The organism is Dyella lutea, from assembly GCF_024158035.1.
Classification (GTDB): domain Bacteria; phylum Pseudomonadota; class Gammaproteobacteria; order Xanthomonadales; family Rhodanobacteraceae; genus Dyella_A; species Dyella_A lutea.
Genome location: NZ_JAMZEK010000003.1, coordinates 663,471 through 685,564, shown reverse-complemented (window position 1 = coordinate 685,564; position 22,094 = coordinate 663,471). Strand labels below are relative to the sequence as shown.

Genomic DNA, 22,094 nt, shown 5'->3' with positions numbered 1-22,094 from the left:
GGATGCGCTAGATTGCACGACATGACCGTGCACTTTCCCGATGCCCACGATCCGGCCGCCAGCCAGGACAACCGGTTGGTCGTGGCGATCTCTTCCCGCGCGTTGTTCGATCTCGGCGACAGCCACAGTCTGTTCGAGCGCGATGGACTGGATGCCTACCGCCAGTTCCAGATCGAGCACGAGGAAGAGATCCTCCGGCCGGGCGTGGCGTTTCCGCTGGTGCAGAAACTACTGGGACTGAACCGGCTTGCCGGGGACGTGCCGCCGGTCGAGGTGATCCTGCTGTCGCGCAATTCCGGCGACACCGGTCTGCGCATCTTCAATGCGATCCAGCACTATGGGCTGGAGATCAGCCGCGCCGCTTTCACCAGCGGTGCGCCGACATCCGATTACGTGGCCCCGTTCAAGGCCGACCTGTTCCTGTCCGCCAACGCCGAGGACGTTGGCCGCGCGCTGGCGGCGGGGGTCGCGGCAGCGACGATCCTGCCCAGCACGGCGCCGCCGCGTGCCAGCGAGCAATTGCGGATCGCCTTCGACGGCGATGCGGTGATCTTCGGCGACGAGGGCGAGCGGGTCTCGCGGGAGGAAGGGTTGGCCGCCTTCCATCGCAGCGAGCACGAGAATGCGGCCGAGCCGCTCTCGGTCGGTCCGTTCCGTGGGTTCCTCACGGCGGTCCATCGCCTGCAGGCGGCGTTTCCGGCCGAGAATTCGCCGATCCGTACCGCGCTGGTCACCGCGCGTTCGGCGCCGGCGCACAAACGGGTGATCCTGACCCTGCGTAAGTGGGGCGTGCGCATCGACGAGGCGCTGTTCCTGGGCGGCCGCGACAAGGGACCGTTCCTGGATGCGTTCGGTGCCGACATCTTCTTCGACGATTCGCCGGCCAACGTGGAATCGGCACGCCGCCACGTAGCCACCGGGCACGTGCCGCACGGGGTGAGCAACCGCTGAGTCGCCTGCCGGCCATGGGGTCGGTGATGGCGTGGCGCGTTTGCTCTATGGTGGGCTGCCGCCAGGGTGGCGGCTCAAGGAGGAATCACCATGAAGCCACGTTATCGCTTGCTCGTTTCCGCACTCCTGCTGCTGGCCGTCGCCGGTATAGGCAGTGCAGCGGCACAGACCGTGATCGTCGTGTGCCACCCCTGCATCATGACCTATCAGGACTGCCTGGACAGCGGCCAGTCGCCCAACTACTGCCAGACACACACCTACGCCTGTTGCCCACCCATGTCCGCTACGCAGACGGGTGTGCAACCGGTCGCTGATCGGGCGAACAAACCCGGAAAGGCCTGAAACAGCGCATTCTGCGCTGGCTTCGCGGGGCGCATGGCGCCCCGCGCTCTTTCGATCTCAGGGGACCGCGTGCCCCTGGCTGGCCGTCCAGATCGCATACCAGTCCTCTCTGTCCAGGCGCAGCTCGAGCGCATCGAGCGCCTCCCGGATCCCGTCGATGCGCCCGCTGCCGGTAATCGGATGAGGCCGCGAGGGATGACGCAGGATCCAGGCATAGGCCAGGGTGGCGATGCTGGTGTCGAGGCGTCTGGCGATGGCACTCATCTCGCCTCTGAGCCGGACGGCACGTTCGTCTTGCCCGGAGAACAGCCTGCCGCCGGCGAGGGGCGACCAGATCATCGGCCGACAGTCCAGTGCCTGCGCCTGATCGAGCGTGCCGTCGTCGAGTGCATGCAGAGCCAGCGGCGAGAGCTCAAGCTGGTTGGTGACCAGGGGATGATGGCGATTCAGCAGGTCGAACTGGCTGGCGCTGTGATTGGAGACGCCCCAGTGGGCCACCTTGCCTTCCCGGGTGAGTGTCCGGAAGGTGTCGGCCAGGGCGGCAGCATCCATCAGGTAGTCCGGGCGATGGATCAGCACCAGATCCAGTTGTTCGGTCCGGAGCTGGGCCAGCGATCGTTCCACCTGGCTGCGGACATAAGCAGCTGAGGTGTCGTAGTGATTGACTCGATATGGCCGGTCAGCGGAACGTAGCCGGATGCCGCATTTGGTGATGAGCTGCATCCGATGGCGCAGCACCGGGGCTGCCTCCAGTGCCTCACCGAACAGGCCTTCGGCCCGGTAGTCGCCGTAGATATCCGCCAGGTCGAACGATGTCACTCCCAGGTCGAGCACCTGCTCGATCCAGCGCACGCGCTGGGCAACGTCCTGTTTCCAGTCCGCAATGCGCCAGAGGCCGGCAATGATCGGAGACAGAGGGGGCAGGTTTGGTGGCATCGGGGGGTCCGTGGGCGAAAGGGCATGCGTCTTGGATGGGCGTCAGGGCAGGGGCTGGCGACGCCACCAGCGGGTGACCTGTTCCTCGCGCACGAGCGTGAACAGGCCGGCGCCGAGGATCAGCACGATGCCCACCAGCATGGGCCAGTCGAGCCGATCGCCGAACAGCCAGTAGCCGAAGCCGATCGCCCAAAGCATCTGGCTGTACTGGGTCGGTGCGATCCGGTTGGCCGGCGTGAGCAGCGTGGCCAGCATCAGCAGCACGCCGGCGATGCCCTGCATCAGGCCGTAGCCAAGCAGCTTCATCCAGGCCGAGGGATCGGGCCAGACCATGTGCGGGAGCATGAAGATACCGCCGACCAGCAGCGGTCCAACCACGCCGGCGCCGTAGAGGCTGATGCGCTTCTCGTGCTGCCCGGCCAGGCGCATGGCGACCATCGAGACCGCCCCGGACAGCCCGCAGGTAATTGCGGCGAAGTGACCGATGCCCAGCTGGCGGAAGCCGGGGCGAAGCACCACGAGAACTCCGATGAAGCCGACCACGACGGCGGTCCAGCGGCGCCAGCCGACGTGTTCCCGGAGGAACAGCACCGACAGCAGCGTGACGAAGATCGGCATCAGGAAGATCAGCGCGAAGGTCTCCGCCATCGGTAGCAGGGTGAAGGCGATCACCGCGCTGATATTGCAGACCGCACCTGTGATCGCGCGTATCCACCAGACTCCGGGACGCCTAGCGACGAACAGGTCGCGCAACCGGTCGCCCGGCGCGCGAATGAAGGGCACGGCACCGAGACAGAGCAGGGCGCCGACGAACACTACCTCGTAGGCCGGGATCGCTCCGCGGAGGGATTTCACGCAGGCGTCGCTGATCGCATAGGCCGCGTAACAGGCAAAGCCGAGGATGACGCCTTGGCGCATGAACGGGGAGGGCGACGGGAAGGAGCCGCATTGTCCCATGTCGACTTGCCGGTAGGACGCAGGACAAGAAAAAACCCGCCGGACGAGGCCAGGCGGGTCGGTAATGGTGGAGGTGGCGGGAGTCGAACCCGCGTCCGAAGGCGCTCAACGCCCAGTACTACATGCTTAGCTCACCGTTGGATCTCGTCCCACGACAGCACGATGTGCGAAGCGCATCGAAGGACCAGCCTGCTTGATTTGACCCTGGCCGACAGGCGGCGGCTTCGGGCGATCCCGTGATGATGACCCTACATCCACGAGCACGAGCACAAGTGGGTTCGGGGCTAGGCCTTAAGCGGCCAGAGCGTAGTTGTCGTCGTTGGCAACTATAAGTTTGCGGCTGGATTTACGAGGAAAGCTGCCCCCTCGGCATGCACCAGGCCATCTCACTACCCCCGTCGAAGCCAGAACACCCCCGGGGAAACGCGAAAAAGCTTGAAGAGTATATGTGGCCGGCACGCCGTCATTCAATGAACGGATGCGATCATGCGGCCTTGTTGTGCGAGCGCATGGTGCGCTGCTTTTCCCGCTGCCAGTCGCGCTCCTTGGCCGTGTCGCGCTTGTCGTGCTCCTGTTTGCCGCGGGCCACGCCGATCTCGACCTTCACCTTGTTGCCTTTCCAGTACATCGCAGTAGGTACCAGGGTGTAGCCCTTGCGCTCGGTGGCACCGATCAGGTGGTCGATCTCGTGACGGTGCAGCAGCAGCTTGCGGATGCGACGATCCTCGGCGATGACGTGCGTGGAGGCGCTGATCAGCGGCGGAATCGAGGCTCCGTACAGGAACAGCTCGCCATCGCGCACGATCGCGTAGCTCTCGCCGAAGTTGATCCGGCCGGCGCGCAGCGCTTTCAGTTCCCAACCCTGCAGGGCAATGCCGGCCTCGTAGCGCTGGTCGATGTGGTATTCGTGGCGGGCACGCCGGTTCAGCGCGATGGTGCCGCCGCCCTTGGTGTCCTTGTCCTTGCTCTTGCTCATGTCCGCTAGACTTCCGGGCGGTTGCCCTGTGCTGGGTCAGGCCGCATGTTCGCGCGGGCCGATCCTTGAATCGTGATATTCCGAGAGGCTTTGCGTGATCGAAATCCGCCGCAGCGCGCTGGTGTCCTACACCCCGGCGCAGATGTTCGATCTGGTGAACGACGTCGAAGCATACCCAAAGCGCTTCGCCTGGTGTGCCGGCTCCTGTGTGCTGGAACGCGGGCAGAACATGATGGTGGCTCGACTGGACCTCAAGATGGCCGGTTTCAACCAGAGCTTCACCACCCGCAACACCGCCGAGCGTCCTGAGCGCCTGCAGATGAGTCTGGTCGACGGGCCGTTCCGCAGGCTGGAGGGTTTGTGGACTTTCCAGGCCCTGGGGGACAGTGGATGCAAGATCGCGTTTTCGCTCGACATCGACTACGGCGGCGTGATCGGCGCCGGCGCCATCAAGCTCGGCTTCCAGGGGCTCGCGGGCCGGATGGTCGAAGATTTCACGCGTGAGGCCCGGCGGACCTATGGCTGACCGGGCGGGCCTGATCCGGGTGGATGTCGTGATCGCCATGCCTGGCTCCGCCTGGAATGCCTCTCTGGAGCTTCCGCACGGAGCTACTGTCGCCGATGCCGCCGCGGCTATCGAGCGCACGGCAGGATGTCCTCAAATTGCCGCCGAGGCCATCCGTGCGAAGCGGGTGGGCGTATTCGGGCGCCGCGTTGATGACGATTTCGTCCTGGGCGACGGTGACCGACTGGAACTCTATCGTCCGCTTACCGCCGACCCGAAGGAAGCCCGTCGTCGGAGGGCGGCCCGCCCCGGGTGAGGGTGCAGGCTTCGATGCGGCCTCAGTGCTGGTCGCCGCCTGTGCCGGTCGGACCCTCGTTCTTGTCGCCCTTGGCGTCGTCGACCGGGTAGCTCACCTTGAACTTCTGCGTTTCCTTCAGCAGCTTCTCGGCATCCTCTGCGAAGAAGTCGCCTTCGGTCCGCACCAGGGTGTCGTTGTTGAAGGTCAGGGTGAAGGTGCGGATCTTGATCGGGCCACCGCGATGCTGCTGGGTCGAGACGTAATCCCAGCGATCATGGTCGAACGGGTCGCTGACCGAGGGCGATCCCAGCAACACCAGCACCTGCCGCTTGGTCATGCCGGGCTTGAGTTGTTCGACAGCGTCCTTGGTGAGGATGTTGCCCTGCTGCACGTCGGGGGTATACACGAGTCGGCAACTGGCCAAGGAAAGCGCCAGAGTGGCGAAACCCAGCGTGCGAATCAGCTTTTGCATGCGTGTTGCGTCCCGAACGTAAAGGTCACGGATGATACACTAACCGCCTTGCGATACCGCCCGCGGAGCCGGCAATGGATCAGGAAACCAGAGAGCTGCGCAAGGCCGGGTTGAAGGTCACCCACCCGCGTATGCGCATTCTCCAGATCTTTGAGGAAGAGGGTGTCCACCACCTCTCTGCCGAGGACATCTACCGCCGCCTGCTGGCTTCCCGGGAGGACATAGGACTGGCCACCGTTTACCGGGTACTGACCCAGTTCGAGGCGGCCGGCATCCTGATGAAGCACAATTTCGAGGGTGGGCAGGCGGTTTATGAACTCGACCGTGGCAAGCACCACGACCACATGATCGACGTAGACAGCGGCAAGGTCATCGAGTTCGTCAGCGAGGAAATCGAACGCCTGCAGCGGGAGATCGCCGCCAAGCATGGCTACGAGCTGGCCGACCACAGCCTGGTGCTGTATGTCCGCTCCAAGGACAGCCGTTCCCGATAGTGCATCGACGTGGGACCCGGGCGTCGGCGCCGGGAGGGTGGCTCGGTGCCTGCTGGAGGCGGGCAATAAAAAAAGCCGCAGACGGACTCCTGTCCATCTACGGCTTATCCGCTACCAGGTGGCGACGGATTCGGGCGAGTTGCTCGCGAGAATCCTGTCGCCGAAGGTATCGGCCGAGCAGCAATCCTTGCCGCCCTTCGAAGCCACCGTCCCCACGGTGACTTCGGCTCGCCATCTTGCAATGGCGGCTCCCCCACATCGATGGAAGGATCCTAACGAAGCCTTCACGAACCGGGTATCAGAAAAATTCCTAGGGATGACGCACGGACGGGTCGACCTTGCCGGGCGAAATATTGTTGCCACGCAACAAGATGCGCAGGTGGACCCCCGGCGTGCCCGGTCGCAGGCGGAACAGTCCACCCAGCGAGGTGACGCGATCGCGCATGCCTTGCAAGCCACGCCCCCCTCGCGGGAGCGTCCCGGGCAAGCCGGCGCCATTGTCGCGGATGTCCAGCAAGGCCAGCGGGGCGCCATGGCGCTCCCCGATGCGCAGCCGCAGTCGAAACTGGCTGGCCTGTGCGTGTTTGACCGTATTGGTGGCGCTCTCCTGCACCAGGCGGTAGATCGCAGTGCGAGTGTCGTCGTCGAGCAATCTCGGGTCGCCATGGAGATCGGTGACGTACTCCACGCCAGCAGCGTCCAGAAGGTCTCTGATCGGGCCCTCCTCGAGTGCCCGGAGCAGGCCGAACTCGTCCAGTACGGCCGGGCGAAGGTCGTCCAGCAGTCGGTGCAGCGCACGGCGCATGTGCCCGAGGATGGTGTTGACCGATTGGACAACATCCTCCATTCCCGTCGCCTGCAGCCGGCTCTGGGCCAGCTTCATGTGCGTCTGGATCGCCGTGATGTTCTGGCCAAGCTCGTCGTGGAGTTCGGCGGCCATGTAGCGTCGCTGGCTTTCCTCGGCCTGCAGGTTTCCTCGAGCGGCGTCGCGCAGCTGGCGGGCAAGCTGATCGAGCCGTCGGTTCACGGCGGCGAGATAGACATTCTGTTCGGCCACCCGCTCGCTGCTGCGGCGCAGGGCATCGGTGGCGGAGCCGAGCATCAGTGCACCGGTTCCCGCCACGGCGAGGAACAGATAGCCCGAGGCGCTGGGGACCGGTTGCCCCACCACGAAGTCCACCAGGCTCATGCCCATGCTGGTGGTGATCATGGCCAGGCTGGCACCGCGCCAGCCGTGGCGGAAGGCAAAGAACATCACCGGGGCGAGCGACAGCACGCGGGCGAACTGTGGTTGTGGCGCCGCGTGCTCGGAAAGCATCAGCAGGATGGCCATCGATGGCAGCATGACCAGCAGGCCGTCCATGATCAGATTGGCGAGCATGCGCCGGCTGGGTCGGGCACGAACCAGCATGATCATCAGTGGCACGATCAGCAGGACGCCCAGGTAGTTGCTCAGTAGATCCAGGCCCAGGGCCTCGATCATCGGGCTGGACGGGGCGGTCTGGTGCATCAGGGCGAGCAGGGCCGCATCCACGGCGGTGGTCGCGGTGACCACGAGCACCGCAGACAGCAGCAGACGGGTCACGTCCTCCGGCACGCGCAAACTCGGATGGAGGTTGGCCTTGCGCAGCAGCCATAGGCCGGTGGCCACGATCAGGGGGTCCGGTACGTCCCCGATCAGGAAGCCCAGCAAGCCCATCACCTCGTCGCGATGAACCTCCAGGAAAACGCTGGCCCCCAGCTCCGTGCCGAGCAACCACGGCCATTGGCGCATCGGCGTCAGCAGCAGGGCGCCGAAGCGCAGGCCGAAGGGAAGCATCCAGTAGGGCTGTTCGGTCGGCCACAACAGCAGCCAGGCCGCCAGGTAGCACACAGCGAGGAACGGGCCGGAGGCCAGGAGCCGGGTCGTAAGGGTCCGCATCGGGGCATGTTACATGTGCGATGCTTGGTGCGGTCGAGAGGGTGCGGCTGGGTGGAGAGGGGCATGTACAGCATTGTTCTGGTGGACGACCACGCCATCGTGCGTGAGGGGTTCAAGCGACTGATCGAGATGGAGCCTGACCTGGAAGTCGTGGCCGAATGCCGCTGCGCCGATGACGCGGTGGATGCCATCAATCGGACTTCGCCGGACCTCGTGGCGCTGGACCTGTCGCTGCCGGATGGCAGCGGGCTGCCTCTGATCGAACACCTGCTCAGCGTGTCTCCCGGCAGCCGGATCGTGGTGCTCAGCATGCACGACGGCGAGCCTTACGTTTCGGAAGCCCTGCGTCGCGGTGCCAGCGGTTTCGTGACCAAGGGGGTGGCGCCCGAGGAGCTCGTGGCCGGGCTCCGGGCGGTGATGGAAGGGGAGTGCTACCTGAGCTCGGACCTGCGCCAGCGGCGGGCCGATCGGCCGACCGAGGCGCTCGACCCGATCCAGCGGCTGACCGCCCGCGAGCGCGAGGTGTTCCTGTTGCTGGCGGCCGGGCGGGCGCCCAAGCAGGTGGCGGCTGAACTGGGCATCGGCCAGAAGACGGTCTACATCCACCGAGCCAGTCTGATGGGCAAGCTCGGTGCCGGCTCGGAGCTCGACCTCTACCGGATGGCCAGCGAACGAGGCCTGCTCGACGGTCCGGCGACCTGAGCCTCAGCCGGCCTGCGCCCGCTCCAGCATCTGCTTGGCGTGGGCGCGGGTCGCGGCGGTGATCTCCAGGCCGCCCAGCATCCGCGCCAGTTCGGCCTGGCGACCGGCCCCATCCAGCGTCCTGATCAGGGTGGCGGTGGTCTCGCCGTCGCTACTCTTGCTCACTTGGAGGTGGGCGTGGCCTTGCGCCGCCACCTGCGGCAGGTGGGTCACGCACAGCACCTGGCGCAGGGTACCGAGCGAGCGCAGTTTCTGGCCGACCACTTCGGCCACGGCACCACCAATGCCTGTGTCCACCTCGTCGAACACCATGGTGCCGACGGTGTCCTTGCCCAGCGTGGCTACCTCGATCGCCAGGCTGATGCGCGCCAGTTCGCCGCCGGAGGCCACTTTGCGCAGTGGCCGGGGCGGCTGTCCGGGGTTGGCGCTGACCAGCAACTCGCAGCGTTCGCGGCCCTGTGGGTCGGGATCCGTGCCACCGGCCGGCTCCAGCTCGATCGTCAGCGTACCGCCGGCCATGCCGAGCTCGCCCATCAGGACACCGACTTCCGCCGCCAGACGGGTGGCCGCGTCGCGGCGGGAGGCGCCGAGGACGTCGGCGGCTTTCGCGTATTTCTGCTGCAGTTTGTCGCGGCGGGCTTCGAGCGCGTCCAGTGCCTCGCCCGCACCCTCCAGTTCCGCCAGTTCGGCGCGCAGGGAGACGAGCTTACCGTGGAGGTCAGCCGCGGGCAGACGGTGCCGACGGCCCAGTTCGTGCAGCCGGGCCAGGTGGGTGTCGACCTGGGTGAAGCGTTCGGGGTCGAGATCGACGTCCTGCGCGTAGCGCCCCAGGTCGTCGGCGGCCTCGCCGAGCTGGATCGTGGCATTTTCGACCAGTTCCAGCAGGGGCTGCAGCCGGTCGTCGATCGCCGCCAGCCGAGCCAGCTCGGCCTGCGTGCGGCCCAGCACGCGGCGCAGCGCGAACTCGCTGTCGCCGTCGATCATGTCGATCACCCCGGCCGCGCCCTCGGCCAGCCGACCGGCATTGGACAGACGCTTGTGCGAGGCCTCCAGCTCGGCCAGTTCCTCCGGCGGCAGCGCCCACTGCTCCAGTTCGGTGACTTCGTGGCGAAGCAGCTCGAGCTGGCGGTCGCGGTCATCGCCGCCGCTGAGCTTGCGGATGCGGGCGCCGACCTCACGCCATTCGGCGGCCAGCGAGCGGACCTCGCCAAGGCCGGCCTCGTTCCCGGCGTAAGCGTCCAGGAGAGCGAGCTGGTGCCCCCGCGAGAGCAGCGCCTGGTGCTCGTGCTGGCCGTGGATCTCCACCAGCAGCGCGGCCAGCTCACCGAGCTGGCTGGCGTTGGCGGGGCGGCCGTTGATCCATGCGCGCGAACTGCCCTCGGCGCGGATCACCCGGCGCAACTGGCAATGGTCTTCGTCATCCAGCTCCTCGCGCTCCAGCCAGGCCCGGGCTTCCGGAAGTCCGGTCAGGTCGAACTCCGCGGCCAGCTCCGCGCGGTCCGCGCCCGCACGCACCATGCCGCTGTCGGCGCGGGCGCCGGCCAGCAGCATCAGGGCATCGACCATCAGCGATTTGCCGGCGCCGGTTTCGCCGCTGACCACGGTAAGCCCCGGGCCGAAGACGATCTCGGCTTCTTCAACGACGGCGAAGTGTCGGACGTAGAGCGAAGTGAGCATGGAAAACGGTTCGATGGAAGAGACTGGATTGTAGGGATGGCAGGCGACACGGGCGAGGCCCCGCCGCCGGCGGACACGGTCCGGCTTGCAAAGCCGCTCGCCACACCTTATTTGTTCCCCGTCTCAAGGATTGCCACAGCGCATGCGACAGCACCATGGCCACGAACTCGACGCCCGCGCCCGCAGCTTGCTGCGGTCGTTGATCGCGCAGTATCTGTCCGACGGCGAGCCGGTCGGCTCGCGCACGCTGTCGCGCTCGTCCGGCCTGGACGTCAGTCCGGCGACCATCCGCAACATCATGGCGGACCTGGAGGAGGCCGGCCTGGTCGCCTCGCCGCACACTTCGGCCGGGCGCATTCCCACGCCGCGCGGGCTGCGCCTGTTCGTGGACAGCCTGATCGAGCTCCAGCCGCTGCATCGGGACGACATGGCGCGGCTGAGGCGCGAGTTGCCGCCGCAGCCGGCGACCACACGGGATTTGCTGGGCAACGTGTCCTCGCTGCTCTCGGCGATGACCCATTTTGCCGGCGTGGTCACCGTGCCCAAGCAAGGGGACTTCCCGCTGCGCCACATTGATTTCGTGGCACTGCCGGACGCCCAGGTGCTGGTCGTGCTGGTGTTCGCCGACAACCAGGTGCAGAACCGCATCGTCCGCCTGGCCAAGCCGCTGGACAATCGCGAGCTGGAGCAGGCGGCCAACTACCTCAACGCCCATTTCGCCGGGCTGCGCCTGGACGACATCCGGGCCCACCTGCTGCGCGAGATCCGCGAGGCCGGCAGTGAGCTCAACCGGCTTCTGGCCAGTTCGGTCGAGCTGGCAGCCGCTTCGTTTGCCCCCGCGGGCGAAGACGAGGACGTGCTGGTAAGCGGCCAGACCAATCTGATGAACTACGCCGAGCTCGCCGATCTGGACCGCCTGCGCGAGCTGTTCGAGGCCTTCCAGAAGAAGAACGAGCTGCTGCAGCTCATGGAAATGTGCGCCCGGGCGCCGGGCGTGCGGCTGTTCATCGGCGAGGAATCGGGCTTCACCGCGCTGGACGGGTGCAGCGTCGTCACCGCCACCTACGGCGCCCACGGGCGGGTGATGGGCGCGGTGGGGGTGATCGGGCCGACGCGCATGGCCTACGAGCGGGTGATCCCGGTGGTGCAGGCGACCGCCGGGCTGCTCAGCGACGCCTTGAATCGGGCCGCGCCGACCTCATAAACGCCCCGGGAGGCGGGGTTCCCCGCATGTTTCGAGGGTCGGCAAGCCTTGCCGGCCCGGGTTTTCTGCTGGAGTGGGATTATGCAAAACAACGATCCGCAGGCGCCGGAGCAGGGCCGGGAAACGGCTGGCCAGGCCGACGATCTGGCGGCGCTTCAGGCACGCATCGTCGAGCTGGAGGCCAGCAACGCCGAGCTTCGCGAGAGCGTGCTGCGTGAGCGGGCGGACCTGGAAAACCAGCGCCGTCGCCTGCAGCGTGACCTGGAGCAGGCGCGTCGCTTCGCCAACGAAAAGCTGCTCAACGACCTGCTGCCGGTTTACGACAGCCTCGAGCGCGGGCTGGCGGTGGAGGGCGGTGACGTGGCGGCGATCCGCGAGGGCATCAGCCTCACGCTGAAGGCGCTGCTCAAGGTGGCCGAGTCCAACGGCATGGTGCAGGTCGATCCGCTCGACCAGCCGCTCGATCCGGAGCGCCACCATGCCGTCAGCATGGTTGCCGCACCGGGCAAGGCGCCGGGCACGGTGGTGAGCGTGCTGCAGAAGGGTTACGTGTTGAACGACCGCCTGTTGCGGCCGGCGCTGGTCGCCGTCGCTCAGGAGTGAGGCATTGGCAGGCGGCGGTCGGTTGACCGGCGTCAGGCCAGACCCCAATCGGGAGGCCCGATCGGCATTGAATCGCCAGGCGCGGGCCCCATTCTGGAAACCAGTTCGCGGCCGCGGGGGCCGCAAGAAAAATTCGGAGCACACACATGGGCAAGATCATCGGCATCGACCTGGGCACGACCAACTCGTGCGTGGCCGTCATGGACGGCACCTCGGTCAAGGTCATCGAGAACTCGGAGGGCGATCGCACCACGCCGTCCATCGTCGCCTTCAACAAGGACGGCGAAGTGCTGGTCGGTGCCTCGGCCAAGCGCCAGAGCGTGACCAACCCGAAGAACACCTTCTACGCGGTGAAGCGCCTGATCGGCCGCAAGTTCACCGACGCCGAGGTGCAGAAGGATCTGGACATCGTCCCCTACGGCATCGTGGCGCACGACAACGGCGACGCCTGGGTGCAGACCTCCGACGGCAGGAAGATGGCGCCGCAGGAGATTTCCGCCAAGGTGCTGATGAAGATGAAGAAGACCGCCGAGGACTATCTCGGCGAGACCATCACCGAGGCAGTGATCACGGTGCCGGCCTACTTCAACGATAGCCAGCGCCAGGCGACCAAGGACGCCGGCAAGATCGCCGGCCTGGACGTCAAGCGCATCATCAACGAGCCGACCGCTGCCGCGCTGGCCTACGGCCTGGACAAGAAGGGCGGCGATCGCAAGATCGCGGTGTACGACCTGGGCGGCGGCACCTTCGACGTATCGATTATCGAGATCGCCGAGGTCGATGGTGAAAAGCAGTTCGAGGTGCTGGCCACCAACGGCGATACCTTCCTCGGTGGTGAAGATTTCGACATGCGCGTCATCGACTACCTGGTCGAGGAATTCCAGAAGGACCAGGGCATCGACCTGCGCAAGGATCCGCTGGCCCTGCAGCGCCTGAAGGATGCCGCCGAGCGCGCCAAGATCGAGCTGTCCTCCAGCCACCAGACCGAGGTCAACCTGCCGTACGTCACGGCCGATGCCTCCGGTCCGAAGCACCTGAACATCAAGCTCACCCGCGCCAAGCTGGAAGCATTGGTCGAGGATCTGGTCAAGCGCACCATCGAACCGTGCCGCACCGCGCTCAACGACGCCGGCCTGCGCGTGTCCGACATCAACGAGGTGATCCTCGTCGGCGGCCAGACCCGCATGCCCAAGGTGCAGGAGTCGGTGAAGGACTTCTTCGGCAAGGAGCCGCGCAAGGACGTCAACCCGGACGAGGCCGTCGCCGTGGGCGCGGCGATCCAGGGTGGCGTGCTGGGCGGTTCGGTCAAGGACGTGCTGCTGCTGGACGTGACCCCGCTGTCGCTGGGCATCGAGACCATGGGCGGCGTGATGACCAAGCTGATCGAGAAGAACACCACGGTGCCGACCAAGGCCTCGCAGGTGTTCTCCACCGCCGACGACAACCAGACCGCGGTCACCGTGCACGTGCTGCAGGGCGAGCGCGAGCGCGCCAGCGCCAACAAGTCGCTGGGCAAGTTCGACCTGCAGGGCATCGAGCCGGCGCCGCGCGGCATGCCGCAGATCGAGGTCACCTTCGACATCGACGCCAACGGCATCCTGCACGTGTCGGCCAAGGACAAGAAGACCGGCAAGGAGCAGCGCATCGAGATCAAGGCCGGTTCGGGCCTGTCCGAGGAGGAGATCGCGCGCATGGTCGCCGACGCCGAGGCGAACAAGGAAGAGGACAAGAAGTTCCACGAGCTCGTCGCCACCCGCAACAAGGCCGACCAGCTGGTGCACGCCACGCGCAGTGCGCTGAAGGAGCATGGCGGTAAGGTGCCGGCGGACCAGCTGTCGACCATCGAAGGTGCGCTGTCTGATCTGGAGAAGGTCAAGGACAGCGACGACAAGGCGGCGATCGAGGCGAAGGTCGAGAAGCTCGAGCAGGTGGCCCAGGCGCTGTATGCCGCGGCCCAGTCTGGCGGCGATGCTGGTGGTGCCCAGTCGGCTCCGGGCGGTGGCTCGGCGCAGCCGGACGACGTGGTCGACGCCGAGTTCACCGAGGTCAAGGACGGCGACAAGAAGTAAGTAGCGTCGGTCGACGACATCGACGAAAACCAGCCCGCGCCGCGCCGAAAGCCGGCGCGGGCTGTTTGCTTGCAAGAGCGCCGGCAGCCTGTCCGGCGTTGGGGAAGTGATCGAGTTTCGGGTGTGATGAATGAGCAAGCGTGACTACTACGAAGTGCTGGGCGTGGAGCGCAGCGTCACCGAGGTGGAGCTGAAGAAATCCTTCCGCCGCCTGGCCATGAAGTACCACCCGGACCGCAATCCCGACGATCCCGGGGCGCAGGAGAAGTTCAAGGAGGCCAAGGAGGCCTACGAGGTGCTGGCCGATGCGCAGAAGCGTGCGATGTACGACCAGCACGGCCATGCGGCCTTCGAGGGCGGCATGGGCGGTCGCGGCGGCGCCGGCTTCGGCGACATGGGCGATATTTTCGGCGACATCTTCGGCGACATCTTCGGCGGCGGTCGGGGGCGCGCCCGCCGGGGCGCCGACCTGCGCTACATCATGGAGCTGGATCTCGAGGAGGCGGTGTTCGGCATCGAGCGCACCATCGAGATTCCCACCCAGGTGAACTGCCATCACTGCAATGGTTCGGGCTCGGCCGACGGCAAGACGGTCACCTGCAAGACCTGCCATGGCCACGGCCGCGTGCGCATGCAGAACGGCATCTTCTCGATTCAGCAGGCATGCCCGCATTGCGGCGGCAGCGGTCAGGCGATCGAAAAGCCCTGCCGGCACTGCCATGGCGAGGGCCGGCTGGAGGAGACCCGGAAGCTATCCGTACGCATTCCGGCCGGCGTGGACACTGGCGACCGAATCCGCCTGGCCGGGCAGGGCGAGGCGGGCCCGGCCGGCGCCGAATCCGGCGATCTGTACGTGGAGGTGCGCGTGCGCGAGCACGCGATCTTCCAGCGCGACGGCAACGATCTCCACTGCGAGGTACCGATCCGCTTCTCCCAGGCTGCACTGGGTGCAGAGCTGGCAGTGCCCATGCTGGAAGGCGAGGTGCCGGTCACCATCCCGCCGGAGACCCAGACCGGCCAGCAGTTCCGCCTGCGCGGCCGCGGCGTGAAGTCGGTACGCAGCGGCCGGCATGGCGACCTGATCTGTCGGGTGGTGGTCGAGACCCCGGTGCGGTTGACCCGCGAGCAGCGTGAGCTGCTGGAGCAGTTGGAGGCCAGCTTCGCCGAGGGCGATGCCGGGAAGCACATGCCGCGGGCCAAGACCTGGGTCGACGGGGTCAAGCAGTTCTGGTCGAGGGTGACTTCCTGAGCTGCCGGTCGCGTCCGGTCAGACATGATGGAGGTCTTGAGGGTTTCATCTGATGGAGCGGATCATGGGTGAGGTTGTTCGCGTCGCGGTCAATGGGGCCACCGGACGCATGGGGCGCGTGCTGGTCGATCTGCTGCGACGGGATCGCCGGTTTGACCTCGTTGCAGCAATCACGGCTGCCGACGCGCAGGAAATGGGCGCGCCGGTTGCGCACGGCAGCCAGCTTCGTTTCACGCACGATTGGGCCGGCGTGCCCACTCTCGACGTGGTGATCGATTTCAGTGGCCCCGAGGGTCTGCAGGCGGCTCTCCAGCATTGTCTGGACAGTGGCGCGGCATTGGTGGTCGGCACGACCGGCGTGGGTGATGCACTCGAGGCGAGACTGGCCCAAGCGTCCCGGCACCTGCCGCTCCTGCGCTCGGCGAATTTCAGTCTCGGCGTGGCGGTGCTCTCCCGACTGCTGCGGCAGGCCGCTGCCGCGCTTGCCGATTGGGACCTGGAGATCCTAGAGGCTCACCACAACCGCAAGGAGGATGCTCCCTCCGGCACGGCTCTGCTGTTGGGCGAGGCCGCCGCTGCCGGGCGGGGTGTCGCGCTCGGCGAACAGGTTGTGTTTTCCCGTGAAGGTCGTACGGGACCTCGCGAGGCGGGCGAGATCGGCTTTGCCGTGATTCGCGGCGGCGACATCGTTGGCGAGCACACCGCCATGCTGATCGGGCATGGCGAGCGATTGGAGCTTGCGCACCGGGCCACCGACCGTGGCATCTTCGCGCGAGGGGCGATCGAGGCCGCACACTGGCTCGCCGGGAGGCCGCCGGGCGGCTACGATCTGGATGCGATGCTCGCCGAGCGAAGCGGCGGCTGACACCGCGTTCGCGCACCCGGTGCGCGAACCGCTCCGGCCGGGGTCAGTCGCGGTGCGCGGCGTCGCGGGCGCGGCCAGCGCCAAAGCGGGTGTCCAGCCGGCCGAAAATCTTCTTGAACGAGCGCGAGAACTTGCCGCGCTTGGTCTTGCGCGTCTTTTCCTCTTCGCTGGTAAGCCATGCAATCTGGATGACGCGACGCTCCCCCTCGTACGGCAGGTGCCCATGGAAGGAGTTGTCGCAGCGCTTGAATACGGCGAACTCGCCATACAGCGGCTTCAGTTCCGGCACAACTACGTCGTCGATGTTGTCGATGCGATGCAGGAAGCGCAGGCAGCCTTCGCTGGTGTCCGGCCACTTCGGGTTGAGGTAGAGCAGGGCGGTGGCGATCTTGGAGCGGCTGTCGGTGTGGATGGTGCCGTGGCGCTTGTTGAGCGAGCGGCAAATCGTGACGAGCGTCGGATAGTCACCCAGGTTCTCGATGCCCAGCCGACGACCCACGGCGCTGGCGAACGAGGGCGCAGTCAGGTGCTCGACCAGGGTGTTGATCGTCGGTCCGCAGTCCGCGGGGTCGTAGGGAAAGAATCCAGCGCTGGTGTATTTCGGGAAATCGCGATCGAGGTCGCTGCGGGCTTCGTCGGGAAGCTGGCCGTGGGCAACCATGAACGGGAACGGCTCGAGCTTCACCTCCGTATCGGGACGGTCGAGGCGGGCGGGGTCGAGCAGCACGACGGCATTCATCGGGTCAAGGCTTCCACGAGGGGCGGATGCGCAAGTGTAGCGCCCTGCGGGGCGTCGTCACCGGTCCGGTTTGGCCTTCCGTTCACCTGAAGTCGTGGACAGGAAAGCTGCCGCGGCCTATCATTTCGATCCGCCCAGACCATCCACGACCTAAGGTCCACAAGCCAGCTTCACCGCGGCTTGCGGGCTTTGCTGCACCTAAAGGCGGCCTCCCCATGCTTACTCCTGCTCTGCTTGCCCTCGAAGACGGCAGCGTGTTCCACGGCCACGCCGTGGGCGCCACCGGCCAGACCGTCGGCGAGGTGGTGTTCAACACCGCCATGACCGGTTACCAGGAGATCCTCACCGATCCCTCCTACGCCCGGCAGCTCGTCACGCTGACCTATCCCCACATCGGCAATACCGGCTGCAATAGCGAGGACGAGGAGTCCACTGCCGTACACGCCGCCGGGCTGATCGTGCGCGACGTGCCGCGCCGCGCGAGCAATTGGCGTAGCAGCGAAAGCCTGCCCGATTACCTCAAGCGCCATGGCATCGTGGCTATCGCCGGTATCGACACCCGCCGCCTGACCCGCATCCTGCGCGACAAGGGCGCGCTGGGCGGTTGCATCGTGGCCGGCGAGTCGATCGATGCGGATGCGGCCGTCGCCGCGGCCCGGAGCTTCCCCGGCCTGAACGGCATGGATCTGGCCAAGGTGGTCAGCACGACCTCCCACTACGAGTGGAACGAGGGCAGCTACGACCTGGACCGCACCGCCTTCAACCACCCCGAGAAGCGCTTCAAGGTGGTGGCCTACGACTTCGGCGTGAAGCGCAACATCCTGCGTCTGCTGGCCGAGCAGGGCTGCGACATCACCGTGGTGCCGGCGCAGACACCGGCCGCCGAGGTGCTGGCGATGCAGCCGGACGGCGTGTTCCTCTCCAACGGCCCCGGCGACCCGGCGGCCTGCGATTACGCCATTGCCGCCACGCGCGAGCTGCTGGATGCGAAGCTGCCGCTGTTCGGCATCTGCCTGGGCCACCAGATCATGGGCCTGGCGCTCGGCGCGAAGACGCTGAAGATGAAGTTTGGTCACCACGGCGCGAACCACCCGGTGAAGGACCACGACGACGGCCGCGTGCTGATCACCAGCCAGAACCACGGCTTCGCGGTGGACCCTGACACGCTGCCGGCCAACACCCGCGTCACCCACACCTCGCTGTTCGACGGTTCGCTGCAGGGCTTCGCGCTCACCGACCGCCCGGCCTTCTGCTTCCAGGGCCACCCGGAAGCCAGCCCCGGCCCGCACGACATCGGCTACCTCTTCGACCGCTTCGCCGCCCTGATGCAGGAGGCCCGCTGACATGCCCAAGCGCACCGACATCCAGTCCATCCTCATCATCGGCGCCGGTCCCATCGTGATCGGCCAGGCCTGCGAGTTCGACTACTCCGGCGCCCAGGCCTGCAAGGCGCTGAAGGAGGAGGGCTACCGGGTCATCCTGGTGAACTCCAATCCGGCCACCATCATGACCGACCCGGACACGGCCGATGCGGTCTACATCGAGCCGATCAACTGGCAGACGGTCGAGCGAATCATCGCCAAGGAGAAGCCCGACGCCGTGCTGCCCACGATGGGCGGCCAGACCGCGCTGAACTGCGCGCTCGACCTGGCCGACCATGGCGTGCTGGAGAAATATGACGTCGAGCTGATCGGCGCCTCCCGCGAGGCCATCCGCATGGCTGAGGACCGCGAGCTGTTCAAGCAGGCGATGGCCGAGATCGGCCTGGACTGCCCGAAGGCCGAGGTCGCGCGCAGCTACGAGCAGGCGGTGGACATCCAGACCCGCGTCGGCTTCCCGACCATCATCCGCCCCAGCTTCACGCTGGGCGGCTCCGGCGGCGGCGTGGCCTACAACGTCGAGGAGTTCGAGGAGATCGTCAAGCGCGGCCTCGACCTCTCGCCGGTGCACGAGGTGCTGGTCGAGGAGTCCGTGCTCGGCTGGAAGGAATTCGAGATGGAAGTGGTCCGCGACAAGGCGGACAACTGCATCATCGTCTGCGCAATCGAGAACCTCGATCCGATGGGAGTGCACACTGGTGACTCGATCACCGTGGCCCCGGCGCAGACCCTCACCGACAAGGAATACCAGCGCCTGCGCGACGCCTCGATCGCCGTGCTGCGCAAGATCGGCGTGGACACCGGCGGCTCCAACGTGCAGTTCGGCATCAGCGCCGAGACCGGTCGCGTGGTGGTGATCGAGATGAATCCGCGCGTGTCGCGTTCGTCCGCGCTGGCCTCCAAGGCCACTGGCTTTCCGATCGCCAAGATCGCGGCCAAGCTGGCGGTGGGCTACACGCTGGACGAGCTGAAGAACGACATCACCGGCGGCCTGACCCCGGCCTCGTTCGAGCCGACCATCGACTATGTGGTCACCAAGATTCCCCGTTTTGCCTTCGAGAAGTTCCCGCAGGCCGATGCCCGCCTGACCACCCAGATGAAGTCGGTGGGCGAGGTGATGGCGATCGGCCGCAGCTTCCACGAATCGCTGCAGAAGGCGCTGCGTGGCCTGGAGATCGGCAAGACCGGCCTCAACCCGACCGGGCTGGACCTGACCAGCGACGAGGGCCTGGCCAAGCTCAAGCGCGAACTGCGCGAGCCGCGCCCCGATCGCGTGTTCCATCTGGCCGATGCGTTCCGCGCGGGCCTGTCGCTGGAGGAAGTCTACGGCCTCAGCCGCGTCGATCCGTGGTTCCTCGCCGCGTTCGAGGACATCGTGCTGGCCGAGAACGAGGTCCGCCAGCAGGGCGTGAGCGCGCTCGATGCCTCGCGCCTGCGCCAGCTCAAGCGCATGGGCTTTTCCGACGCGCGGCTGGCCGAGCTGGCCGGTACCGACGAAGCCGCGCTGCGCCACCTGCGCCGCACGCTGGGCGTGCGCCCGGTGTACAAGCGCGTGGATTCCTGCGCCGCCGAGTTCGCCACCACCACCGCCTACATGTACTCCACCTACGAGGAGGAGTGCGAAGCCAATCCGAGCGACCGCCAGAAGGTGATCGTGCTCGGCGGCGGCCCGAACCGCATCGGCCAGGGCATCGAGTTCGACTACTGCTGCGTGCACGCCGCGCTGGCGCTGCGCGAGGACGGGTTCGAGACCATCATGGTCAACTGCAACCCGGAAACCGTCTCCACCGACTACGACACTTCCGACCGCCTGTACTTCGAGCCGCTCACGCTCGAGGACGTGCTGGAGATTGTCGACCTGGAGCAGCCGAAGGGCGTGATCGTGCAGTACGGCGGCCAGACCCCGCTGAAGCTGGCCCGCGCGCTGGAGGCGGCTGGCGTGCCGGTGATCGGCACCTCGCCGGATTCGATCGATCTGGCCGAGGACCGCGAGCGCTTCCAGCAGATGATCCACAAGCTGGGCCTGCGCCAGCCGCCGAACCGCACCGCGCGCAACGCCGACGAGGCGCTGGCGCTGGCGCGCGAGATCGGCTACCCGCTGGTGGTGCGTCCCAGCTACGTGCTGGGTGGCCGCGCGATGGAGGTGGTGTACGACGACGCCGACCTCGCCCGCTACATCCGCGATGCGGTGCAGGTGTCGAACGACTCGCCGGTGCTGCTGGACCGCTTCCTCGACCACGCCGTCGAGGTGGACGTGGACATCATCGCCGACGCCACCGGCGAGGTGCTGATCGGCGGCATCATGGAGCACATCGAGGAGGCCGGCGTGCATTCGGGCGACTCGTCCTGCTCGCTGCCGCCGTACTCGCTGTCCGGTGAGATCCAGAACGAGATGCGCCGCCAGGCCGCGGCGATGGCGAAGGAGCTGAAGGTCGTCGGCCTGATGAACACCCAGTTCGCGATCCAGGGCGACACCGTGTTCGTGCTGGAAGTGAACCCGCGCGCGTCGCGCACGGTACCGTTCGTCTCCAAGGCCACTGGCGTGCCGCTGGCGAAGATCGCCGCGCGCTGCATGGCCGGGCGTTCGCTGGCCGAGCAGGGCGCGACGCGCGAGGTGATCCCGTCGTACTACTCGGTGAAGGAGGCGATCTTCCCGTTCCTGAAGTTCCAGAACGTCGATCCGATCCTCGGGCCGGAGATGCGCTCCACCGGCGAGGTGATGGGCGTAGGCCGCAGCTTCGGCGCCGCCTTCGCGCGCGGCCACGACGCGGCCGGCATCAAGACGCCGCCCAAGGGCAAGGTGTTCGTATCGGTGCGCGATGCCGACAAGGATCGCCTGCTGCCGGTGGCGCGCGACGCGATCCAGCGCGGTTTCAGCCTGGTGGCAACCGCCGGCACCGCGGCGTTCCTGACCGAGCATGGCGTGGTCTGCGAGCGCGTCAACAAGGTGCTCGAGGGCCGACCGCACATCGTCGACCTGATCAAGAACGGCGAGATCGTTTACATCGTCAACACCACCGAGGGCAAGCAGGCGATCGCCGACTCGTTCTCGATCCGGCGCGAGGCGCTGCAGCACCGCGTCACCTATTCCACCACCGTCGCCGGTGCCCGTGCGCTGGTCCACTCGCTGGATTTCCACGGCGCGGAAGACGTGCACAGCCTGCAGGAACTGCACAAGGAGTTGAACGCATGAGTCGCGCACCCATGACCAAAGCCGGCGCGGAGCGCCTGCGCGGCGAGCTGGACCGGCTGAAGTCCGAGGACCGGCCGAAGATCATCGCCGCCATCGCCGAGGCCCGTGCGCACGGCGACCTGAAGGAAAATGCCGAGTACCACGCCGCCCGCGAACAGCAGAGCTTCATCGAAGGCCGCATCGCCGAGCTGGAAGCGGCGCTGTCCACGGCCGAGGTGATCGACATCACCCGGCTCGGTGCGGGCACGCGGGTCGTGTTCGGCGCCACCGTGGACCTGGAAGACCAGGACAGCGGCGAAGCGGTGACCTACCAGATCGTGGGCGACCTCGAGGCCGACATCAAGAAGCGGCTGATCGCGGTGTCCTCGCCGATCGCGCGCGCCCTGATCGGCAAGAGTGCGGGGGACAGCTTTGAGTTCACCGCGCCGAACGGCGTCAAGCACTACGAGATCGTCGACGTGCGCTACGAATGATCCGGGACCGTCGGTGCCTCGCCTGAAGGCGGGGCATGGACGGTTCGCGAAGTGGTCCGGTTCCGGAGCCGGGCACAAAAAAAGGCCGC

At 66.7% G+C, this 22,094-nt stretch carries 21 protein-coding genes and 1 other RNA gene; 14 read left to right on the top strand and 8 right to left on the bottom strand.

Annotated features, from left to right (window positions below; genetic code table 11):
* Nucleotides 1–21 precede the first annotated feature (21 nt).
* Both NC595_RS15525 and NC595_RS15520 read left to right on the top strand, forming a co-directional pair.
* Nucleotides 22–951, top strand: coding sequence for a 5'-nucleotidase (locus tag NC595_RS15525; RefSeq protein ID WP_063674354.1), 930 nt, complete (start codon nt 22–24; stop codon nt 949–951).
* 90 nt (nt 952–1,041) lie between these two features.
* Nucleotides 1,042–1,293, top strand: a complete 252-nt coding sequence (locus NC595_RS15520) for a hypothetical protein (protein ID WP_253567942.1) — start codon at nt 1,042–1,044, stop codon at nt 1,291–1,293.
* A gap of 57 nt (nt 1,294–1,350) precedes the next feature.
* Here the strand turns inward: NC595_RS15520 and NC595_RS15515 are convergent, their stop codons facing one another.
* The 4 genes from NC595_RS15515 to smpB form a co-directional block, all read right to left on the bottom strand.
* Nucleotides 1,351–2,229, bottom strand: coding sequence for an aldo/keto reductase (locus NC595_RS15515; protein WP_253567940.1), 879 nt, complete (start codon nt 2,227–2,229; stop codon nt 1,351–1,353).
* Nucleotides 2,230–2,271: 42 nt separating this feature from the next.
* Nucleotides 2,272–3,147: a DMT family transporter gene (locus tag NC595_RS15510; protein WP_253567938.1), complete on the bottom strand. Its 876-nt coding sequence runs from the start codon at nt 3,145–3,147 to the stop codon at nt 2,272–2,274.
* A 104-nt stretch (nt 3,148–3,251) separates the two neighbouring features.
* Nucleotides 3,252–3,603: a transfer-messenger RNA gene (gene ssrA, locus NC595_RS15505) on the bottom strand.
* A 67-nt stretch (nt 3,604–3,670) separates the two neighbouring features.
* On the bottom strand, nt 3,671–4,162 hold the full coding sequence (smpB, locus tag NC595_RS15500) for an SsrA-binding protein SmpB (protein WP_017460827.1): 492 nt from the start codon (nt 4,160–4,162) through the stop codon (nt 3,671–3,673).
* 94 nt (nt 4,163–4,256) lie between these two features.
* Between smpB and NC595_RS15495 the strand changes: the two genes are divergently transcribed.
* On the top strand, nt 4,257–4,688 hold the full coding sequence (locus NC595_RS15495) for a type II toxin-antitoxin system RatA family toxin (RefSeq protein WP_253567936.1): 432 nt from the start codon (nt 4,257–4,259) through the stop codon (nt 4,686–4,688).
* Nucleotides 4,681–4,983: an RnfH family protein gene (locus NC595_RS15490; protein ID WP_256489228.1), complete on the top strand. Its 303-nt coding sequence runs from the start codon at nt 4,681–4,683 to the stop codon at nt 4,981–4,983. The genes NC595_RS15495 and NC595_RS15490 overlap by 8 nt, the downstream gene beginning before the upstream one ends.
* Nucleotides 4,984–5,005: 22 nt before the next feature.
* Here NC595_RS15490 and NC595_RS15485 read toward each other — a convergent pair whose 3' ends face one another.
* Nucleotides 5,006–5,437, bottom strand: a complete 432-nt coding sequence (locus tag NC595_RS15485; RefSeq protein WP_253567934.1) for an outer membrane protein assembly factor BamE — start codon at nt 5,435–5,437, stop codon at nt 5,006–5,008.
* Between the two features lie 74 nt (nt 5,438–5,511).
* Between NC595_RS15485 and fur the strand changes: the two genes are divergently transcribed.
* A complete protein-coding gene (gene fur / locus NC595_RS15480) occupies nt 5,512–5,931 on the top strand; it encodes a ferric iron uptake transcriptional regulator (protein WP_253567932.1) in 420 nt (139 codons plus the stop codon).
* Between the two features lie 310 nt (nt 5,932–6,241).
* Here the strand turns inward: fur and NC595_RS15475 are convergent, their stop codons facing one another.
* Complete coding sequence (locus NC595_RS15475) at nt 6,242–7,852, bottom strand: MASE1 domain-containing sensor histidine kinase (RefSeq protein WP_253567931.1); 1,611 nt, start codon at nt 7,850–7,852, stop codon at nt 6,242–6,244.
* Nucleotides 7,853–7,915: 63 nt separating this feature from the next.
* On the opposite strand from NC595_RS15475, the gene NC595_RS15470 reads away from it, so the two are divergent.
* Nucleotides 7,916–8,554, top strand: a complete 639-nt coding sequence (locus NC595_RS15470; RefSeq protein WP_253567930.1) for a response regulator transcription factor — start codon at nt 7,916–7,918, stop codon at nt 8,552–8,554.
* A 3-nt stretch (nt 8,555–8,557) separates the two neighbouring features.
* Here the strand turns inward: NC595_RS15470 and recN are convergent, their stop codons facing one another.
* Nucleotides 8,558–10,231: a DNA repair protein RecN gene (gene recN, locus NC595_RS15465; protein ID WP_253567929.1), complete on the bottom strand. Its 1,674-nt coding sequence runs from the start codon at nt 10,229–10,231 to the stop codon at nt 8,558–8,560.
* 142 nt (nt 10,232–10,373) lie between these two features.
* Here recN and hrcA point away from each other — a divergent pair, with 142 nt between their 5' ends.
* The 5 genes from hrcA (at nt 10,374) to dapB (ending at nt 16,221) form a co-directional block, all read left to right on the top strand.
* Nucleotides 10,374–11,435 (top strand): heat-inducible transcriptional repressor HrcA, encoded by a 1,062-nt coding sequence (gene hrcA / locus NC595_RS15460; protein WP_253567928.1) that lies wholly within the window; start codon nt 10,374–10,376, stop codon nt 11,433–11,435.
* Between the two features lie 81 nt (nt 11,436–11,516).
* Entirely contained in the window at nt 11,517–12,038 is a 522-nt protein-coding gene (grpE, locus tag NC595_RS15455) for a nucleotide exchange factor GrpE (protein WP_253567927.1), read from the top strand.
* Between the two features lie 146 nt (nt 12,039–12,184).
* The gene (gene dnaK, locus NC595_RS15450; RefSeq protein ID WP_253567926.1) at nt 12,185–14,107 is read left to right on the top strand and encodes a molecular chaperone DnaK; all 1,923 of its coding nucleotides are present in this window, start codon (nt 12,185–12,187) and stop codon (nt 14,105–14,107) included.
* 130 nt (nt 14,108–14,237) lie between these two features.
* Entirely contained in the window at nt 14,238–15,356 is a 1,119-nt protein-coding gene (gene dnaJ / locus NC595_RS15445; protein ID WP_253567925.1) for a molecular chaperone DnaJ, read from the top strand.
* A gap of 64 nt (nt 15,357–15,420) precedes the next feature.
* Nucleotides 15,421–16,221 carry a 4-hydroxy-tetrahydrodipicolinate reductase gene (gene dapB, locus NC595_RS15440; protein WP_253567924.1) on the top strand — a complete coding sequence of 267 codons (801 nt, stop codon included), beginning with the start codon at nt 15,421–15,423 and terminating at the stop codon, nt 16,219–16,221.
* A 43-nt stretch (nt 16,222–16,264) separates the two neighbouring features.
* Here the strand turns inward: dapB and NC595_RS15435 are convergent, their stop codons facing one another.
* Nucleotides 16,265–16,960 carry a 2OG-Fe(II) oxygenase gene (locus tag NC595_RS15435; RefSeq protein WP_253567923.1) on the bottom strand — a complete coding sequence of 232 codons (696 nt, stop codon included), beginning with the start codon at nt 16,958–16,960 and terminating at the stop codon, nt 16,265–16,267.
* A gap of 215 nt (nt 16,961–17,175) precedes the next feature.
* On the opposite strand from NC595_RS15435, the gene carA reads away from it, so the two are divergent.
* Genes carA through greA form a run of 3 tightly spaced genes read left to right on the top strand, consistent with a single transcriptional unit; the run spans nt 17,176 to nt 22,005 of the window.
* Nucleotides 17,176–18,303 carry a glutamine-hydrolyzing carbamoyl-phosphate synthase small subunit gene (gene carA, locus NC595_RS15430; protein WP_253567922.1) on the top strand — a complete coding sequence of 376 codons (1,128 nt, stop codon included), beginning with the start codon at nt 17,176–17,178 and terminating at the stop codon, nt 18,301–18,303.
* A 1-nt stretch (nt 18,304) separates the two neighbouring features.
* A complete protein-coding gene (gene carB / locus NC595_RS15425) occupies nt 18,305–21,532 on the top strand; it encodes a carbamoyl-phosphate synthase large subunit (RefSeq protein WP_253567921.1) in 3,228 nt (1,075 codons plus the stop codon).
* Entirely contained in the window at nt 21,529–22,005 is a 477-nt protein-coding gene (gene greA, locus NC595_RS15420; protein WP_253567920.1) for a transcription elongation factor GreA, read from the top strand. Before carB ends, greA begins: the two co-directional genes overlap by 4 nt.
* The last annotated feature ends 89 nt before the right edge of the window (nt 22,006–22,094 follow it).